This is a genomic window from Nocardia sp. NBC_01327 (assembly GCF_035958815.1).
In the GTDB taxonomy this organism is placed as follows: domain Bacteria; phylum Actinomycetota; class Actinomycetes; order Mycobacteriales; family Mycobacteriaceae; genus Nocardia.
This window is the reverse complement of sequence record NZ_CP108383.1, coordinates 4,510,191-4,529,775: the sequence shown is the minus strand read 5'-3', so window position 1 is coordinate 4,529,775 and position 19,585 is coordinate 4,510,191. Positions and strand designations below refer to the sequence as shown.

Genomic DNA, 19,585 nt, shown 5'->3' with positions numbered 1-19,585 from the left:
TGATCTTCGGTACTCTTCGGGTCATGAGGAAGGTTTCGTCGCCCGTGGTTCCGGCCGCGCCTCGCCCTCGCGTCTCGCTCGACGCCATCGACCGGCTGCTGCTCAGTGAACTGGCCAGGGACGGCCGGATCACCAATAACGCACTCGCCGCCCTCGCAGGCATCGCGCCCTCGACCTGTCTCGGGCGGGTGCGCGCACTGGTCGAGTCGGGGGTGATTCGCGGATTCCACGCCGATATAGATCCGGCCGCCCTGGGGCGCGATCTGCAGGCCATCATCGCGGTGCGGGTGCATTCCGGGGCGCGCGGCCACCTGGCCGAATTCGGCGAGCAGATGGCGGCGCTACCGGAGGTGGAGAACGTCTACTTCGTCGCCGGGGTGGACGACTACCTGATCCACGTTGCCACCGCGGATTCCGGTGAGCTGCGCCGATTCGTGCTGGAGCACCTCAGTGCGCACCCGGCGGTCGCGTCCACTCAGACGATTCTGATCTTCGAGCACGTCCAGCCGGGCGGAGTCGCTTCCTGACCGGGCGGTTCGCTAACCCTCTGCGGCACTGCCCTTTTCGAGACTAGGCCGCAAGAGTGTCGACCAGGTAGCCGTGCGCTGCCGCGACCGATTCCGACAGCAGTGCCCCGGCGTGCGTGCTCAAGCCCGCTGCCAGGCCCGCATTGGCGGCCACCGCACCGCGCCAGCCCTTGTCGGCCAGCGCAATCGCGTAGGGCAGCGTGGCATTGGTGAGCGCGACGGTCGAGGTGTGGGGCACGGCTCCGGGCATATTCGCCACGCAGTAGAACAGCGAATCGTGCACCCGGTAGGTCGGGTCGGCGTGGGTCGTGGGGTGCGAATCCTCGAAGCAGCCGCCCTGGTCGATGGCGATATCGACCAGCACGGAGCCCGGTTTCATCTGCGCCACAAGCGCATTGGAGACCAGCGTCGGGGCCTTGGCGCCCGGCACCAGTACCGCGCCGATCACCAGATCCGCCTCCCGCACCAGGTTCTCCACCTCCAGGCGATTGGACATGACGGTGCGCACCGCCCCGCGGTACAGGTCGTCGATCTCTCGGATGCGGGCGATATTCAGATCGAGCACGGTGACGTCGGCGTGCATACCGTGTGCGACGGCAATGGCATTGCGGCCGGACACACCCGCGCCGAGCACCACGACCTTCGCGGGACGCACGCCGGGCACACCGCCCATGAGCACACCGCGGCCGCCACCGCTGCGCATGAGGTGGTACGCACCCGCCTGCGGAGCCAATCGGCCCGCGACCTCACTCATGGGAGCGAGCAGCGGCAGCGAACCGTCACCGGCAGTGACGGTTTCGTACGCGAGGGAGGTGATACCGGAGGTCAGCAGCGCATCGGTGCACTCCTTGGATGCGGCCAGATGCAGGTAGGTGAACAGCGTCTGGCCCGCCCGCATGCGCGAATACTCCTCGGCGACCGGCTCTTTCACCTTGAGCACCAGATCCGCCGTGCCCCAGATCTCGTCGGCGGAATCGAGCACCCGCCCGCCCGCGTAGCCGTAGGCGCCGTCCTCGAAGCTGGATCCGGCGCCGGCGCCGGCCTCGATATAGACCTCGTGACCCCGGGCGACCAGCTCGTGCACACCCGCCGGTGTACACGCGACCCGGTATTCGTGGTTCTTCACTTCCCGCGGGATTCCGATCTTCACACGCACTCCTGACGTCGTCTCGAGCTCTCAGCGCGGCCACTGCCGCCTCAGGAGTGAGTGTGAAGAAACTGCGGAACTCATACAAGAAGGATGAACATACTTCTATACATCCAGATGATTCTCTCAACACATTCGATACGTGCCCCGATTCGCACCAATGCTATGAATCATCTTCGGCGCCTCGGCATTGCCTGTCCGGGCTCAGCCTCGCGCCAGTTCGGCGGACGAGACAGCGGTGGGGACATCAACCTCGACCCGCTGGCCGTACCGGTAATCCTCGCGGTCGAAGCGCGTGGCCTTGCGATAGGTCTTCACCAGCGACCAGGGGCGGATGTAGGGCGACTTACCCTGCGAGTTCACGAAGTAGGTATTGGAGCCCTCGCATCGAGTTTCCAAGTAGTAGGACAGATTTCGTCCGCTGCGGATCACCCCCTGATGGAACCGCTCCTGCGCCTCCGGCCGCACCTCCACGGTGACCGCGCCACGGCGGCGGGTCTCGTCGATGACCGTGCCGATATGGCGCATGGAATTCTCCACGAAATAGTGGAACGCGGTGCCGGTCCAGGAGTACGGGCCGATCATGAGGAAGCGGTTCGGAATACCGGCGACCGAGGTGCTGTAGTACGCCTTGAGCTCCTCGGTGTTGTAGAAGACGCCGAGGTCGAAACCGTCACGGCCGATGACGGTTCCGGGTTTGTAACTCTCCGGATCGGAGAACACCTCGTACCCGGTCGCCACGATCAACGCATCGATTTCCCGCTCGGTACCGTCCGCGGCGCGGATTCCGTTCGGCGTGATCTCCGCGATCCCCGTGGTGATCAGATCGACGTTCTCACGATTGAGCGTGGGCAGATACTCACCGCCGGCGCCACCTCGGATGCACACGATGCCGAAGCCCGGGCGCAGCACCTCGCGGGTCTTCTTGTCCTTCACCTTGTATCGCACCCAGCCCGAGTACGCATGGCGGCCCAGGAAGTCGACTGCGCGAGCACCGGCCTTCCATACCGGCGCCGGTGTGTAGATCGCGAATCGCAGCAGCGAATCGACAACCGCCTGCGCCAGTCCATTGGCAACGGCGGAGCCACCCGGCAGGGCGAGCAGCCGCTGCATCCACGGGCGCAGTACGAAATCCGGCTTCGGCAGGTACACCTGCGGGGTCCGCTGATAGATATCCAAACGCGCGACCTGAGCGGCGAGTTTCGGCGCGATCTGCATCGTGCTGGCGCCCACGCCGATGATGCCGACCCGCTTACCGGTGAAGTCGTACTCGTGATTCCAGTGGGCCGGATGCATGGAAACCCCGGTGTAGGAGTCGAGTCCGGGAATGTTCGGCCGCGTCTTCGGATTGATGTACGCGCCGACGGCGCTGATCACGAAGCGTGCGGTGATCACCTCACCGGAGTCCACGTGCAGCCGCCACAGCGCCTGCTGCTCATCCCATTCCTCGCGAATGATGCTGGTGTGGAAGCGCATTCGGCGCGGCAGGTCGTAGTCGGCGGCGACCTGCTCCAGATATTCCAGGATCTGATCGCGTTTGGCGAAGAGCCGGTCCCAGTCGGGTTTGCGGGCGAAGGAGAACTGGTAGGTGGTGCTGGGGATATCGCAGCCGGCATCGGGATAGCTGTGGCTGTACCAGGTGCCGCCGAGCCCGCCCACGCGGTCGAGAATGAGGAAATCGCCGATCCCGATCTCCTGGAGTTTCACTCCCGCGCAGATGCCGCCGATTCCGGCGCCGATCACCACGACCTCGTACTGCGGCGATTCGGTGGTGCCGGTGAATTCGGCAGTGCGTCCATTGCTTCGGGTCATTTGACACCTTCCTCGGTCTGCTGCTGGCGTGCGACGGCGTCGACGCGACGGCGGAAAAAGGGCCCCACGCCGCCGAACCGGTAGGCGGTGCGCCATACCGACGGGAACCAGGTGGAGAAACGCAGGGGCAGGCGCGGCGTGACCGCGACGGTCCACACCACCTTCGTCCGGCCGTCACCGAGGTCGGCGAAGGTCTTGTCCTCGGCGTACTGGCGTACCAGCAGGTACTGCATCCAATTGCCGCTCACCACACCGAAGGTGATGCGCTGGTTGGGTTCGTACCGCCAGAAGTGTTCGCGTTCGACCCAGAGGAAACGCCACGGCGCGAACACCGAGCCCATTTCACGCACCACGCCGACACCACGCGCAGGCGAGTCGTACTGCACCCCGACGCCGGGGAACGGCAGCCAGCTCCAGGCGCGGTCGTCGTCGATGGCGGTCCAGACGGCCCGCACGGGTGCGTCGAAGGTGCCCTCGATGGTGAACACCAGTGCGGCGCTGTCGAACACGGAGTCGTCCACCGGTGTCGATGCGGTGTGCTGCGTATGCAGGAATGAGGTGAGAGTCATGATGGTCTCCGGGTCAGGGGTGGGTGATCGGCGACCGCGAAGCGCCCACGGGCTGTGCTTCGCCGCCGAGTTCGGACACAGCGGTTCGCGAGGTGGTGTACCGGTAGTGATCGAGCGGGAAATGCCGGTTGCTCCAGTACATTCCGGCCTGGGTGGTGGCGCGGAAGGCCGGGCCGTCGCCCTGATAGTTGATGTAGTACGTGCGTGAATCGGCGCAGCCCTGTTTGAACAGGTAGGTGTTGCGGTTGCGGGCGTACATGCGGGCGAAGTACTCCTCGTGCGGTTCCTGGCGGATCTGTACCCGGGTGGCTCCACGCCGCCGCGCCTCCCCGATCGCCCGGGCGCTGTGCGCCGCGGTCGCCTCGATGAGCGGGATCACCGAACCGGGCGCATACCCGTAGGGGCCGAAAATGTGGAACATATTGGGGAAGGCGGGCACCGATACGCCCTCGTACGCCTGGTACTTGTGCGTATCCCAGAACTCGCCCAATTCGATTCCGCCGCAGCCGTATACGGGATACGGCGGCGTCGCGCCCTTGTCCATGACCTGGAATCCGGTGGCGGTCACCACCATGTCGAACTCCCGGTGCTCACCGTCCTCGGTGCGGATGCCGCCGGGCGTGAACCGCTCGATCGGTGTGGTGATCAGGTCCACGTGCGGGCGGGTGTAGGTCCGGAAGTAGGCATTCGATATCGACGGCCGTTTGCACCCGAGGCGATAGGTGGGGGTGAGCGCGCGCCGCAGGGTCCGGTCACGAATCTGGGTGAACAGGTAGGCCTTCAGGACGGCCTCACCGGTGCCCAGCACCGCCGAGGTCAGGCGCGGATAGTCCGACAGCGCCAGGCCCAGGCCCAGAAAGGCGTTGACCGCGACATTGCCGATCAGCCGGACCGCCTGCTGTGCCGGTGGGAAGTCGAGCATCCGATTGCCCGCCGCGCCCAGGGGGAAGTCCGGTTTGGGCGCGACCCAGATGGCGGTGCGCTGGAACACCGTCAGCTGTGCCGCCTGTTCGGCCAGCTTCGGAATCACCTGCAGCGCAGTGGCTCCGGTGCCGATGACGGCGACCCGTTTGCCCCGGTAGTCCCGGGAGTGATCCCAGCGCGCGGTGTGCATGAGCGTGCCGCTGTAGGTGTCGATATCGGGGATGGCAGGCGGCTTCGGCTGTTCCAGCGCCCCGACCGCACTCACCAGGAATCGAGCGGAGAGCTCGGCACCGTCGGAGGTGCGCACCCGCCACAGATCGGCGGCCTCGTCGAAGCGCGCCTCGGTCGCGCCGCACCCCAGTCGCAGTTTGCCGCGCAGCCCCTGACGATCGGCCACCTCCTCGGCATAACGCTGAATCTCGGTGCCGGGCGCGAAGAATCGCGACCAGTGCGAGCGCTGCTGGAAGGAGAAGTTGTAGATCGGCGAGGGAACGTCGACGGCGACTCCCGGATAGGTATTGGCATTCCAGGTGCCGCCGACCCGATCCCATTTATCGATGATCAGGAAGTTCTCGATGCCCGCGCGGCGCAGCGCGGTCCCGGTGCCGAGACCGCCGAAACCCGCGCCGATGACCAGCACTTCATAGGACGGTGTGCGGGTGGCGCTCATCGGACCCTGTCCTTCACTGTGTTCCCGTAGCGGTAGTCGTCGAGCGGGAAGCGGCGATTGCCCCGGCTCGCCTCGAAGAATCCGGACGGGCGGACATAGGTGCTGTCGCCCTGGGAATTGCGGTAGTAGGTCGGGACATGGCCGTTGAGGTCGGCCAGGTAGTAGCGCAGCGCCGCACCGCGCCGGTGCACCTGGCGGTGGTAGGCCGCGGCGGCCTCCCCGCGGACCTCGCACCACGGGGCCCCGCGCCGGCGGGTCTCGGTAATGGCGCGCACCGCGTGATCGGCGGTCATCTCCACGAAGGCATGCCATCCCGATCCGGTCCACGAATACGGGCCGACCAGGGTCCATCGGTTCGGCAGACCGGGCACCGACACACTCTGATACGCCTGCAGGCCCTGCTCGGTGTAGAACTTCGCCAGATCGAATCCCGCGCGGCCCAGTACCGTTCCCGGACGGTAGGTCTCGGGGTCGGAGAACACCTCGTATCCCGTGGCCAGGATGAGTGCGTCGAAGCGGTGCAGGGTGCCGTCGCCGGTGCGGACGCCGGTGGGGGTGATCTTCTCGATGGGTATGGTCACCAGCGCGACATTGTCGCGGTTGTAGGCGCGCAGATAGCTGTTGGACAGCGTCGGGCGCTTGGCGAGCACACCGAAGTGCGGGGTGAGCCCGTCCCGCGTCGCCGAATCGTCGATCACTCGCGCCAGGTAGCGCTTGTACAGCGCCTGGCAACCGGCGTCGAAACGATTCATGATCGGATGCACCACGGCGCCCGGCATGCCGACAATGGCGCGCAGCACCAGGTCGACCACGACCAGCGCACCGCCGTGCACCGCCCGCTGAAGTCCCGGCACGGCCAGAACCCGGTGCAGCGCAGGGGGAATGCGGAAATCCGGCTTGGGCAGCGACCATACCGGCGTGCGCTGGAAGACGGTCAACTCCCCCACTTCGGGGGCGATCGACGGAATGATCTGCACCGCACTGGCTCCGGTGCCGATAATGCCGACACGCTTGCCGGACAGGGCGTATTCGTGGTCCCACTCGCTGGGCCGCAGCACCTTGCCCTTGAAGGATGCCGCGCCGGGGATGTCGACATCGGCCCTGGGGCGTACGAACGCGCCGACCGCGCTGATGAGGAAGCGGGCGGTCACGGTGCTGCCATCGGCCAGATGCAGTCGCCAGCAGCCGGTGTCGTCGTCCCACTCCTCACGCTCGACCTCGGCGCCGAAGCGCACCCGCTCGTGCACACCGAATCGGTGCGCGACCTCGACGTGGTACTGCTTGACCTCCGGGCCGAGCGGGAACACCCGGCTCCAGGTCGCCTTGCGGGCGAACGAGTACTGGTAGGCCAGCGCCGGAATGTCCACGCCCAGACCGGGATAGTGGTTCTCGTGCCAGCTGCCGCCGACCTCGCCGGCACGCTCGAGCACGATGAAGTCGTCGATACCGGCCCGGCGCAGTTTCACCCCGGCCGCGATGCCGCCCGGTCCCGCGCCGACCACGGCGACCTCGTACTGCGGTTGATCTGTGTCGTTCATGGTTGTCTCACTTCATGATTCGGTTCAGCAGCAGCTGAATGCCCGGAAGGAGCCGGTCGGCGAGATCGAAGGATCCGATGCTGCCGACCGCGCGGACCAGGCCCGGCGAGAGACGGAAGAGGCCGTAGCCGATCCACGCCTCCGGATTCACCGGAACCACGGCCGTATTCCGGTGGATCGCGCGTTCGATGACCCGTGCGACCTTGTCCGGCCCGGCGAAGGCCAGCCCCTGGATCCGGCCGGCGTCGGCGCGCCAGGCGGCCTGCCGGTCGTCATCGAGGCCCGCGCGCTCACCATGGGCGATCAGATCGGTCCGGATGGCGCCGGGGCAGATGGCGGTGACGCCGATTCCCTTGGGCCGCAACTCCACTCGCAGAGCTTGGCTGGCCAGGAGCACCGCGGCCTTGGCCGCCGCGTAGGCGGGGATGTACTTGGCGGGGAAGAATGCGGCCGCGGAGGAGAGGTTGACGATATGGCCTTCCATTCCGGCATCGATCATCTGGCGGGCGAAGACGCGGGAGCCGTAGATGACGCTCATCAGATCGACGTCGATGGTGCGCTGCCACTGCGCCGCACTCGTTTCGGCGAATCCGCCGGTATTCATGATTCCGGCGTTGTTGATCAGCACCTGCGCCGGGCCGAATTCGCCGCGCACCCATTCGGCGCAGGCGTCCCACTGCGCTTCGTTCGCGACGTCGAGCCGATAGGAGTGCGCGCGGCCCGCCGCGGCGGTGATCTCATCGGCCACCGCCTGCGCCGCGCTCGCGTCGATATCGGCCACCACCACCCGGTAACCGGTCCGCGCGAGCAGCCGGGCCGTCTCACGTCCGATGCCCGCGCCGGCGCCGGTCACGATCGCTGTTCTCATCGCCGCCCGCCCAGTACTCGATCGGACAGTTGAACCGCCTTCTCCGCCAGCGGCATTCGTGCCAGACCGCTGATCCCGCGCAGTAGGCCGGGAGAGAGCCGGGACAGATACCACCCCGCCCATGCTTCGAGCCCCACCGGCACCGTCGCGAGATTCCAGCGAATCGCACGTTCGATCGCGATGGCGACGCGCTCCGGGGACCGGCCGAAAAGCTGTTGTGCCCGATCGAGTTTCGAACCCCAGTCGGCCTCGGCCAGCAGATCCGCTCCGGCGCGGGTGCCACGGGCCGACAGTTCGGTGGCGATCAGACCGGGACACACCGCGCTCACCCGGATGCCCCGGCCCGCGAACTCGGCGCGCAGCGCCTGGGTGCCCATCCAGGCTCCGGCCTTGGCGGTCACATACGAGGGGGCCAGCGCGGTGGGCAGAAAGGCGCCGACAGAGCAGATATTGACAATGGCGCCACGGGTATTCGCCTCGGCCATCTGCTGGACGAATACTCTGGAACCCCAGAGCGGGCCCATCATATTGACCGCGATCATGCGCCGCCAGTCATCGCCGCTCTGCTCCAGGAATCCGCCGGAGATCAGGATTCCGGCATTGTTGACCAGCACATCCGGGACGCCGTGATCGCGGCGCACCGAGGCGGCGAATTCCTCCCAGGCGACCGCGTCGGCGACGTCGAGACGGCGGAATTCCGCGCGGCCGCCCGCCGCACGCGCCAGCGCGACGGTCTCGTTTCCCCCGCGTTCGTCGATATCGGCGACGATCACGGTCGTGCCGCGCCCGGCGAATCGCAGGGTGGTCGCCCGGCCGATCCCGCTGCCGGCGCCGGTCACCACTGCCACGGTCATGACTGACATCCCCATCGCGTTTTCGCGGGCGGATTCGGTTGCGTCATGAGGCGACTCCTTTGTCATGAACATCCGCGATCACGAATGCCTCGTTGATCAGCACTCAATTAGCGGACGAATACGTCATCAAACTAAACCGTCTCAGACAGAAGCGCAAGGGTTGATCCGGCGCGCAGACGGTCGGCCGTACCGTGGCGACGGGCGCATACGATGTGCTGGATGACCGAACCAGCCAAGCGCAGCCGCGGACCCGGCCGGCCGCGCGATGAACAGAACACCGAGCGGCGACGCCGTGAGCTCATCGCGGCCGCCTACCGCGTATTCACCACCAAGGGCTATGCGGCCGCCTCGACCGCGGATATCGCCGCCGAGGTGGGCATCGGTTACGGCACCTTCTACCGCTACTTCGACAGCAAGCGCGCGATTCTCGACGATGTCGTCGACTACGGGCTCGACCGGCTGCTCACCGAAATCGCCGGGGATGTCTTCGAACCCGCGGCGCTGGACCACGAGATCACCGTCGACGAACTGATCCGCACGTGGTCCGGGGCCGTCGAGCGCATGTGCACCATCGCCGAATCCGATCCGGCGCTCATGCAGGCCATGCTGTTCGAGCTGCCCGGCATCGACGATGAGCTCAATACCAGGATTCTGGGCCTGGGTGGCATACTCGCCGCCACCGTCGACCGATTCCTTTCCCGCGCAGTCGATTCCGGCGTGATCCGGGACGATGTGAATACCGACGATGTCGGCTGGATGCTGCTGGCGCTGACCATTCCGCCGGTCATGCGCACCCTGCAGGGCCGCGGGGAAACCGATCGGCGGCGCTATATCGATACCGCCGTGGCGGTGCTCACCCCGGGCCTGCGCACTCTGCAATCGAAGACCTGATTAGCCGACGTGCTCGTCTGCTAATCTCGGCGGATCGCTGAGAAGAGGTCGCTGATGGCGAAGGAAATCCCCACCTCGAGGGCGCGGCGCGGGGCGCAACTGGGCAAACTCATTGCCGGACAAGCCGTTCGAGGCGCGGGCGTGACGCTGTCGATGGTCCGCGATTCCGAGGCCGAGCACATCGCCCGGACCGAACGCGCACTCGCCGATGCCGCCGAAGACATTGTCACCGTGCTGGGCAGCATGAAGGGCCTGGCCATGAAAGCCGGGCAACTGCTGTCGATGTTCGACCTGCTGGCGGCCTTCGGCATCGAGAACCTGCCGCCTCGGCAGCGCGAACGGTTTCAGCGAAAACTCGCCGCGCTGTACGACCAGAGCACGCAGGTCCCGTTCGAGCAGATGCGCAAGGTGATCGAGGCCGACTACGGGCGTCCGATCGATGCGGTGTTCAGCGAATTCGACAGGCAGGCGATCGGCGCGGCCTCGATCGGGCAGGTCTATCGCGCCCGGCTCGCCGATGGGCGCGCGGTCGCGGTCAAGGTCCAGTATCCGGGCATCGACGTCGCGATCCGGGCCGATATCAAGAACCTCGCACTGGTCATGCGCATGCTGCGCACCGTGGCACCGGCGGTCGCCGGTCATGCGCTCGTACGAGAACTGGCCACCCACTTCGCGGACGAGGCGGACTACCGCACCGAGGCCGAACATCATCGGACCGTGGCCGACATGTTCCGCGACCACCCGTTCATTCGGATCCCCGCGATCGAGACCGAACTGTGCACCGCGCGGGTGCTGGTCACCGAACTCGTGGAGGGGCTGCGCTTCCAGGAGATCGCGGCCCTGCCCGACGCCGAGCGTGACCGCGTGGGCGAGATCCTGCTGCGCTTCTACGTGGGATCGATGATCCGGGAGCGCCGCTTCACCGGCGATCCGCACCCCGGCAATATTCTGCTCGCGCCCGACGGCAAGGTCGCCTTCCTCGATTTCGGCCTGTTCAAGCATATGGACCAGACCGCCGTGGACTTCGAACTCGACTGCGTCCGAGCCGCTGCCGAATACCGCGGCGCTGAGTTGCGGGAACTGTTCGTCGATTACGGTGTGCTGGAACCGAACTCACCGGCCACCGCCGACCAGTGCCTGCGACTGGTGCACGAGGTCTCCGGCTGGCTGCTCACCGATGCCGATATCCGCATTGCCGAGGACGCCGCCGCCACCTCCATCCTCGCCTTCGTCGACCCCCGCCGCGGCTACTTCGACAATTGGCGCCGCGAATACGCCCCCGCCGAACACGCCTTCGCCCGCCGCGTGGAATACGGCACCCTCGCCCTCCTCGGCAAACTCCACGCCGGCGGCAACTGGCACCGGATCGCCCGCGAATGGTTCTACAACGAGCCGCCCCGCACCGAACTCGGCTTGCGGGAACATGAGTGGCTGCGAACAGTGGCCGTCGAAGCCGACTAGGCCTCGGCCGGAGCAACCGTGGCAGACCTGGAGCCCGGCTTCTTCGCCAGACCCTTCATTGCAAGTCCCTTGACGGGTGCGGCGGGCGCGGCGGTGGCCTCGGTGGAAGCCTCTGCGGGAGCGGCGGTTTCAGCGGCGGCTGCGGCCGGAGCGGCAGCCTTCGCGCCGGGAGCCTTCGCGGGGCCCTTCATAGCGAGGCCCTTGGCGGGTGCGGCCGGGGCGGCGGCAGCTTCGGTGGAAGCTTCTGCCGGAGCGGCGGTTTCGGCAGCCGCAGCGGCGGCCTTGGCGCCGGGGGCCTTGAGACCGCCCTTCATACCCAGACCCTTACCGCCGGGAGCCTTCGCCGGACCCTTCATACCCAGACCCTTACCCGCGGCCGGAGCGGACTTGGGCTCGGCCGCAGCCTCTTCGACGACAGCCTCGGCGACCGGCTCGGCGACCGGCTCGGCGACCGGCTCGGGCTCGGAAACCGGTTCCGGCTCCTGCACCTTGGGCTGCTGCACGACCTTCAGGTTCTGCGTCAGCACCGAACCCTCGACCCGGGTGATCGAGTCCAGCATCAACTGGGCGACATCCACGACCTCGACACCCTGGCCGACCTCGCCACCGTCCTTACGGGCGGTCACACCATCGGTCAGCATGACCCGGCAGAACGGGCAACCGGTCGCGATCAACGACGGCTCGTTGCCACCCTTCAACGTATCCAGAGCCTCATCGACCCGGTCGACGTTGATGCGCTTGCCCAGGTTCTCCTCCATCCACATACGCGCACCACCGGCACCACAGCACATCGAACGCTCACCATGGCGCGGCATCTCCACCAGCGTCGAACCGGAAGCTTCCATCAACTCACGCGGGGCGTCGTAGATCTTGTTGTGCCGACCCAGATAGCACGGGTCGTGATAAGTGACGTTCTTCGCGACCGGCGACACCGGCACCAAATTCTTGCTGCGCACCAACCGATTCAGCAACTGCGTGTGGTGCACCACCTCGTAGGAGCCACCGACCTGCGGGTACTCGTTGTTCAAGGCATTGAAGCAATGCGCACAGGTGACGACGATCTTCTTCTTCGACGCCTCCACACCCTCGAACACCCCGTCCAGCACCGCGATGTTCTGCATCGCCAACTGCTGGAACAAGAACTCGTTACCCGCCCGCCGCGCCGAGTCACCGGTACAGGTCTCTTCCTGACCCAGCACCATGAACTTCACCCCCGCGGTCGCGAGGAGTTCCGCGACGGCCTTGGTGGTCTTCTTGGCGCGGTCTTCATACGCACCGGCGCAACCGACCCAGAACAGGTACTCGTACCCGTCGAAGGAATCAGCGTCCTTGCCGTAGACCGGGATCTCGAAATCGACCTCGGAGATCCAGTTCAGCCGATCCTTGGAATTCTGCCCCCACGGATTGCCCTTGTTCTCCAAATTCTTGAACAACCCCGCGAGCTCGGACGGGAAATCCGACTCGATCAACACCTGATAGCGGCGCATATCGATGATGTGATCCACATGCTCGATATCGACCGGGCACTGCTCCACACACGCACCACAACTGGTGCACGACCACAACACCTCCGGATCGATGATGCCGTGCACATCCTCACCACCGACCAGCGGCCGCTCCGCCTCCGCCCGCGCCTCCGCCGGAATCTTCGACAGCGCAACCTCATCCGGCTTGCCCTCGGCATCGACGAGACCGATCTCGTCGCCGCCCATATCCTTGCGGCCACCGGCCAGCAGGTACGGGGCCTTGGCGTAGCCGTGGTCACGCAGCGACATGATCAGCAGCTTGGGAGACAACGGTTTTCCGGTATTCCACGCCGGGCATTGACTCTGGCAGCGACCACACTCGGTGCAGGTGGTGAAGTCCAGCAGCGCTTTCCAGCTGAAGTCCTCGACCTTGCCGACGCCGAACACATCGACATCGGGATCGGCGGTCTCCATCTCCAGGACCGCGCCACCGGACATCATGGGCTTGGCCGCCCCGAGCGCGACTCCACCGTCGCCCTCGCGCTTGAAGTAGATATTGAAGAACGCGGCAATCCGGTGCCAGGCCACACCCCAGGTGAGTTTTCGGCCGATGAGATACAGGAATGCCGCTCCCGCAAGCATTTTGACGAACGCGAAGATCGAGATCAGCAGCGGACTGACCGGAAGCACTCGGGCGACCTGCATGGTGAGCGGATCGGTCGACGCCTGCCCACCGCCGTAGGTCGCGATCTTGCCGGCCTTGACCAGGACATCACCGAAACCGTGTGTCAGCACGATCATTTCGATGACATAGGCGGCAAGGAAATTCGATCCCCCGAATCGGGAGAGCCGCTCGGGCCGGCGCGGATGATTCAACTGGCGAACGGTGATCAGCGCCACGATCCCGATAATGGTGCCGGCGCTGAGGAATTCCTCCAGCAGGCGGTACCCGACGGTATCGCCGATGATCGGCCAGTGGAACGCCGGATCGAAGGTCTGCCCGTAGGACTCGAAGTAGAAGATCATGCCGAGCAGAAATCCGACCATCACCAGCCAGTGCGCCCAGCCCACGGTCCGGAACCTGTTCATCCGCGTATGCGCAACAACCTCGACGGCAACGGTTTTCACTCGAGGCAGGAACGGGCGCATCCGCGACCGGTCGGGCTGACCCGTGCGGAAGAGGCGAAGCATCCGGCGCAACCCGCCGAAGAATGACCCCCAACTGAGCAGGGTGATGAGGGCGCCGATGACCCCCAGTGCGATCGTCGCTGCGCTCATGGTGCTGACCCCCCGGTCCCGAGAACTCCCCGGGGCGGCAGCAGGAGTTATGTTACCGTCCAGTAACTTACGTGTCTGATGTCAAGTTATCATTGAATCGACAAGGGGGAAAGCCCGGTTCACCTTCACCTCGCCCATACGGGTGTGGACCAGTTCCGTTGTGGCGATGGGGAGTTCAGGAGATGATGCGGATGGCGTACGGCATGATGCCGCCTTCGCGGACTGCGGCCACGCGGACGACTTCGCCGGACTCCGGCGCCTCGACCATCTTGCCGTTGCCGACGTAGAGGGCGACGTGCTCGGAACCGCCCGAGCCCCAGAACAACATGTCGCCGCGCTCCCGATCCGCCACGGGCACACGGGAACCCATGGAGTACTGGTATCCGCTGTAGTGCGGCAGTGAGACGCCGATGCCGGCGAAGGCGTAGATCATCAGGCCCGAGCAGTCGAAACCTGTTTTGTTGTAGTCGCCGTAGGAGTCGGCGACGCCGCCGTCGCGAATGCCGAGGGTAGCACCGTCCTCATCACCACCGCCCCAGGCGTATTCGACCCCGAGCTGGGACATGGCGCGGTCGACCACGATTTCGACCAGATCCGAGCGGCTTCCGCTGGGGCGGGTCGGTGGCTGACTGCTGCGTGGTGGCGCCGGGGAACTGTTGAGCTGGGTGTGCGGGCGGCGGCCCGAACCCGTTTCCGAGGCACGGTCATTGGACGCACGATCGGCCGCGACCCGGGCGGCCGCGGCGACGGCGGCGGCGCGGGCCTGCGCCTCCTCGGTGCGGCGCTGCTGATCCCAGGCCAGGTAGGTATCGCGCTGACTCTGCAGTCCGGCCACCTGCGAGCGGGCCGTATCGAGCCGCTGCTGCGCCGAATCACGCTGCTGCTGCAGATCATTGCGGCGCGCGGCCTGCTGGTCGAACTCGGTTTTCGCGGCCGCGACGGCGCCCTGCGCCTCGACCTTCTTCGCATCGGCGTCGGCCGCGGCGGCATCGGCGGCCTGCTGCGCCTGCTTGGCGGCGGAGGTCTTGTTGGCCTGATCGACCTGGGCGCGGCGCAGGCCGTCCACCACCTGCTGCTGACTCTTGGACGCGATGGTGAGCACCTGGGCGCGGGCGAGCGCGACCTCCGGAGTGGGCGCGGCCATATAGCTGATGAGTGAGGTGGAACCGGGCCGCATGTAAACCTGGGAGACGAATTTGTCGAACTCGTTGTGCGCGTCGCCCACCTGCACACCGGCATCGGTGAGGTCGCGCTGGCAGTTGGTCACGGCATGCGCCGCGGTATCGGCGGCATCGCGGGCGACCTGCAGATCCACCAGGGCCTTGTTGACGGCTTCGCGGCGCGCGGCGACGGCATCGTCGAGCAGCTGCAATTGCTGTTCGGCGGTCGCGACCTGATTGATGAGCACACCGACCTGGCCCACGGTGGCGTCGACATCCGCACCGGCCTGGGCGATATCGCTATCGCTGGGATTGGGGGGTGGCGGGGGCACAGCGTGTCCGGTAGCTATCCCCAGAGTCACCACTGTGATCGCTACCAGCAACTCGGTAGCGACCCGAATCGGTCGCCGTACACGTTTCGCCGGTTTTCGCATCGCACCTCCCTGGATCCCGTTCTGGCCCCGGGGAGCGACTCACGAGCCCCATGCGAACCATCCGGATCACCGGAAACTCGAGGCCCTTCTGACACTTCATCCCCAACAGCGTAGTTTCGAAACCGTACGACACTTCCGACACAGGGTGAATCAGCCACGCGGGAATGACTCGCAGACAATTCAGACGTTGCCAGTCATTTGCCTGTTTGCTCGGGCGATACTGCACGAGGCCGCAGCCGACCCTCGGGAAAACCTTCCGGATGTCAGCGAAGACTCAGCGAATGAGACCGGACCGCAGCTCGGGCATGCCGAGAACTGCGGTCCGGGAAATGAGCGAACTATTCAGGAAACGGGTGTGCGCGGACGGCCGGAGCCGGCCGTCTCCCCCGCGGCGCGCCGCACCTTGACGGTGTACAGCCCGCCGATCACCGCGATCAGCGCGAGCACCGCGATCAGCGTGATCAGGGTCCATGACACGGTCTCGGGCTGTTCGAGCCGGTTCACGAAGGCCTGGGCCGCATCCTGAGTGTGGTCCGAACCGCGGTACTTGGACTTGTCCTCGGCCCACTCCAGGCGGGCGCGGGTGAAGGTATCGCTGTAGGTGCCGACCCAGTCGTCGCTGAAGACCACCACGGTGCCGTGCTCGGTCTTGCCGACCTCGGTGGCGAGGTCGCGCAGGTTCGCCTCCATACCGGGGTTGCCCTGCACCACAACGATGTTCAGATCGATGCCCTGATCGCGCGCCGCAGCGGCAATGGCGGCCAAGCCGTCTTGACTGCGCCCCTGGGGTGCGGCGACATGATTGTCGTCCAAGTCCACCAGAATGGCGTTCAAGTCGGTGTTCGGCGGCAGTTCCGCCTTCATAGGCGCGAAAACCGAGGTGTGCGAGACGGTCACGGACGCACAGTACGCGACTACTTGTCGCATCACCTCACCACGGCACGCCGTAAGCTGGCAGCGTCCCGACGCGAGAAGCTCGCGCAGCCACCGCGAGAACCTCCCCGCGCCGCTCGGGGACCTCCCCGATGCGCTCACAGGACAAGCGTACTGTTAGGGTGAAGCACGGACGAGGCCAGCGCCTCGACGAGCCATCGGCACAGCCCCGCCGGTGGCCCTCCCATTCACAGACGAGTGGAGCTGACAGTGACGAGTATCGATTCCTTCGGCGCCAAGAGCACCCTAGAGGTCGGAAAGAACTCCTACGAGATCTTCCGTCTCTCGGCCGTGCCCGGCACCGAAAAGCTGCCCTACGCCCTCAAGGTTCTCGCCGAGAACCTCCTCCGTACCGAGGACGGCGCGAACATCACCGCCGACCACGTGCGCGCCATCGCGAACTGGGATCCCAACGCCCAGCCCGACACCGAAATCCAGTTCACGCCCGCCCGCGTGATCATGCAGGACTTCACCGGTGTCCCCTGCATCGTCGACCTCGCCACCATGCGTGAGGCCGTCACCACCCTCGGCGGCGACCCGAGCAAGGTCAACCCGCTCTCCCCCGCCGATATGGTCATCGACCACTCGGTCATCCTCGACGTGTTCGGCCGCGCCGACGCCCTCGAGCGCAATGTCGACCTGGAGTACCAGCGCAACGGCGAGCGCTACCAGTTCCTGCGCTGGGGCCAGGGCGCCTTCGACGACTTCAAGGTCGTCCCGCCGGGCGTCGGCATCGTGCACCAGGTGAACATCGAATACCTGGCCCCCACGGTCATGGTCCGCAACGGCCAGGCCTACCCCGACACCTGTGTCGGCACCGACTCGCACACCACCATGGTCAACGGCCTGGGCGTGCTGGGCTGGGGCGTCGGCGGTATCGAGGCCGAGGCCGCCATGCTGGGCCAGCCGGTCTCCATGCTGATCCCGCGCGTCGTCGGCTTCAAGCTGACCGGTGAGATCGTCCCCGGCGTCACCGCCACCGATGTCGTGCTGACCGTCACCGAGATGCTGCGCAAGCACGGTGTGGTCGGCAAGTTCGTCGAGTTCTATGGCAAGGGCGTCGCCGAGGTTCCGCTCGCGAACCGCGCCACCCTGGGCAATATGAGCCCCGAATTCGGTTCCACCGCAGCGATCTTCCCGATCGATGAGGAGACCATCAACTACCTGCGCCTCACCGGCCGCAGCGATGATCAGCTCGCGCTCGTCGAGACCTACGCCCGCGAACAGGGCCTGTGGCACGACGCCGACAACGAGCCGGTCTATTCGGAGTACCTGGAGCTGGACCTGGGCACCGTCGTGCCGTCCATCGCCGGCCCGAAGCGCCCGCAGGACCGGATCCTGTTGTCGGAGAGCAAGACCGCCTTCCGCAAGGACATCCACAACTACACCAATGACGCGGAGTCCGGCCCGGCCGCCGTCACCCCGCACACGCATCTGGACGAGGCGATCGAGGAGTCCTTCCCGGCGTCCGATCCCGCCGTGCTGTCCTTCGCCGACGATGACGCGCTGCTGATTCCGTCCGCCGCCAATGGCAATGTGGGCCGCCCGTCCAAGCCGGTCAAGGTCTCCGATCCCGAGCGCGGCGATTTCGTGCTCGATCACGGCGCCGTTGTGGTCGCGGGCATCACCTCCTGCACCAATACCTCGAACCCGTCGGTCATGATCGGCGCCGCGCTGCTCGCTCGCAACGCCGTCGAGAAGGGCCTCGCGTCCAAGCCGTGGGTCAAGACGAACATGGCGCCGGGCTCGCAGGTCGTCTCCGATTACTACGAAAAGGCCGGCCTGTGGCCGTACCTGGAGAAGCTGGGCTTCTTCGTGGGCGGTTACGGCTGCACCACCTGCATCGGCAACACCGGCCCGCTGCCGGACGAGATCTCCAAGGCGATCAACGACAACGATCTGTCGGTCACCGCCGTACTGTCGGGCAACCGCAACTTCGAGGGTCGCATCTCCCCCGACGTGAAGATGAACTACCTGGCCTCCCCGCCGCTGGTCATCGCGTACGCGCTCGCGGGCACCATGGACTTCGACTTCGAGGTCGACGCCCTGGGCACGGACACCGACGGCAACGACGTCTTCCTCAAGGACATCTGGCCGTCCCCGCAGGAGATCGACGACACCATCAAGTCGGCGATCAGCCGGGACATGTTCACCAGCTCCTACGCCACCGTCTTCGAGGGTGACGAGCGCTGGAAGGGTCTGAGCACCCCCGAGGGTGACACCTTCGCGTGGGACGAGAACTCGACCTACGTCCGCAAGGCGCCGTACTTCGACGGTATGCAGATGGAGCCGACCCCGGTCACCGATATCACCGGCGCGCGCGTGCTCGCGCTGCTGGGCGATTCGGTCACCACCGACCACATCTCCCCGGCCGGTCCGATCAAGCCGGGCACCCCGGCCGCGCAGTACCTCGACTCGCACGGTGTCGAGCGCAAGGACTACAACTCCCTGGGCTCGCGTCGCGGTAACCACGAGGTCATGATTCGCGGCACCTTCGCGAACATCCGCCTGAAGAACCAGCTGCTGGACGATGTCTCGGGTGGTTACACCCGCGACTTCACCCTCGACGGCGGCCCGCAGGCCTTCATCTACGACGCCTCGCAGAACTACCAGGCCGCGGGAATCCCGCTGGTCGTGCTGGGCGGCAAAGAATACGGGTCCGGCTCGTCTCGTGACTGGGCCGCCAAGGGCACCAGCCTGCTGGGCGTCAAGGCCGTCATCACCGAGTCGTTCGAGCGCATCCACCGCTCCAACCTCATCGGTATGGGCGTCGTCCCGCTGCAGTTCCCGGCCGGCGAGTCCGCCGCGTCGCTGAAGCTGGACGGCACCGAAACCTTCGACATCGTCGGAATCACCAAGCTGAACGAGGGTGTGACTCCGAAGACCATGAAGGTGACCGCCACCAAGACCGACGGCACGAAGGTGGAATTCGACGCGGTCGTCCGCATCGACACCCCCGGTGAGGCCGACTACTACCGCAACGGTGGCATCCTGCAGTACGTACTGCGCAATATGATTCGCGGCTAGAACTGCTGAAGGCTCGGCCGGGAAGG

The 19,585-nt window shown here is 66.1% G+C and carries 14 protein-coding genes; 4 read left to right on the top strand and 10 right to left on the bottom strand.

Annotated elements, in window-relative coordinates; genetic code table 11:
• The first annotated feature begins 23 nt into the window (after positions 1 to 23).
• Positions 24 to 527: an Lrp/AsnC family transcriptional regulator gene (locus OG326_RS20670; protein ID WP_327146292.1), complete on the top strand. Its 504-nt coding sequence runs from the start codon at positions 24 to 26 to the stop codon at positions 525 to 527.
• Between the two features lie 43 nt (positions 528 to 570).
• Here OG326_RS20670 and ald read toward each other — a convergent pair whose 3' ends face one another.
• The 7 genes from ald to OG326_RS20635 all read right to left on the bottom strand — a co-directional run bounded on the left by ald (position 571) and on the right by OG326_RS20635 (position 8,909).
• On the bottom strand, positions 571 to 1,677 hold the full coding sequence (ald, locus tag OG326_RS20665) for an alanine dehydrogenase (RefSeq protein WP_327146291.1): 1,107 nt from the start codon (positions 1,675 to 1,677) through the stop codon (positions 571 to 573).
• 201 nt (positions 1,678 to 1,878) lie between these two features.
• Positions 1,879 to 3,486, bottom strand: coding sequence for a flavin-containing monooxygenase (locus tag OG326_RS20660; RefSeq protein ID WP_327146290.1), 1,608 nt, complete (start codon positions 3,484 to 3,486; stop codon positions 1,879 to 1,881).
• Positions 3,483 to 4,055 carry an SRPBCC family protein gene (locus OG326_RS20655; RefSeq protein ID WP_327146289.1) on the bottom strand — a complete coding sequence of 191 codons (573 nt, stop codon included), beginning with the start codon at positions 4,053 to 4,055 and terminating at the stop codon, positions 3,483 to 3,485. The genes OG326_RS20660 and OG326_RS20655 overlap by 4 nt, the downstream gene beginning before the upstream one ends.
• A 13-nt stretch (positions 4,056 to 4,068) precedes the next feature.
• The gene (locus OG326_RS20650; protein WP_327146288.1) at positions 4,069 to 5,649 is read right to left on the bottom strand and encodes a flavin-containing monooxygenase; all 1,581 of its coding nucleotides are present in this window, start codon (positions 5,647 to 5,649) and stop codon (positions 4,069 to 4,071) included.
• On the bottom strand, positions 5,646 to 7,187 hold the full coding sequence (locus tag OG326_RS20645; RefSeq protein ID WP_327146287.1) for a flavin-containing monooxygenase: 1,542 nt from the start codon (positions 7,185 to 7,187) through the stop codon (positions 5,646 to 5,648). The genes OG326_RS20650 and OG326_RS20645 overlap by 4 nt, the downstream gene beginning before the upstream one ends.
• 7 nt (positions 7,188 to 7,194) lie before the next feature.
• Positions 7,195 to 8,055, bottom strand: coding sequence for an SDR family NAD(P)-dependent oxidoreductase (locus OG326_RS20640; RefSeq protein ID WP_327146286.1), 861 nt, complete (start codon positions 8,053 to 8,055; stop codon positions 7,195 to 7,197).
• Complete coding sequence (locus tag OG326_RS20635; RefSeq protein ID WP_327146285.1) at positions 8,052 to 8,909, bottom strand: SDR family NAD(P)-dependent oxidoreductase; 858 nt, start codon at positions 8,907 to 8,909, stop codon at positions 8,052 to 8,054. Before OG326_RS20635 ends, OG326_RS20640 begins: the two co-directional genes overlap by 4 nt.
• Positions 8,910 to 9,128: 219 nt before the next feature.
• On the opposite strand from OG326_RS20635, the gene OG326_RS20630 reads away from it, so the two are divergent.
• Complete coding sequence (locus OG326_RS20630) at positions 9,129 to 9,800, top strand: TetR/AcrR family transcriptional regulator (RefSeq protein ID WP_327146284.1); 672 nt, start codon at positions 9,129 to 9,131, stop codon at positions 9,798 to 9,800.
• 54 nt (positions 9,801 to 9,854) lie between these two features.
• Complete coding sequence (locus OG326_RS20625; protein ID WP_327146283.1) at positions 9,855 to 11,261, top strand: ABC1 kinase family protein; 1,407 nt, start codon at positions 9,855 to 9,857, stop codon at positions 11,259 to 11,261.
• Here OG326_RS20625 and OG326_RS20620 read toward each other — a convergent pair.
• From OG326_RS20620 to OG326_RS20610, 3 genes are all read right to left on the bottom strand, one after another.
• Entirely contained in the window at positions 11,258 to 14,005 is a 2,748-nt protein-coding gene (locus OG326_RS20620) for a (Fe-S)-binding protein (RefSeq protein WP_327146282.1), read from the bottom strand. The two genes, OG326_RS20625 and OG326_RS20620, sit on opposite strands and share 4 nt — an antisense overlap.
• A 175-nt stretch (positions 14,006 to 14,180) precedes the next feature.
• Positions 14,181 to 15,599 (bottom strand): NlpC/P60 family protein, encoded by a 1,419-nt coding sequence (locus tag OG326_RS20615; RefSeq protein ID WP_442790985.1) that lies wholly within the window; start codon positions 15,597 to 15,599, stop codon positions 14,181 to 14,183.
• Between the two features lie 342 nt (positions 15,600 to 15,941).
• Entirely contained in the window at positions 15,942 to 16,496 is a 555-nt protein-coding gene (locus tag OG326_RS20610; protein WP_327146280.1) for an Rv1476 family membrane protein, read from the bottom strand.
• Positions 16,497 to 16,742: 246 nt separating this feature from the next.
• On the opposite strand from OG326_RS20610, the gene OG326_RS20605 reads away from it, so the two are divergent.
• Positions 16,743 to 19,559, top strand: coding sequence for an aconitate hydratase (locus OG326_RS20605; RefSeq protein WP_327146279.1), 2,817 nt, complete (start codon positions 16,743 to 16,745; stop codon positions 19,557 to 19,559).
• The last annotated feature ends 26 nt before the right edge of the window (positions 19,560 to 19,585 follow it).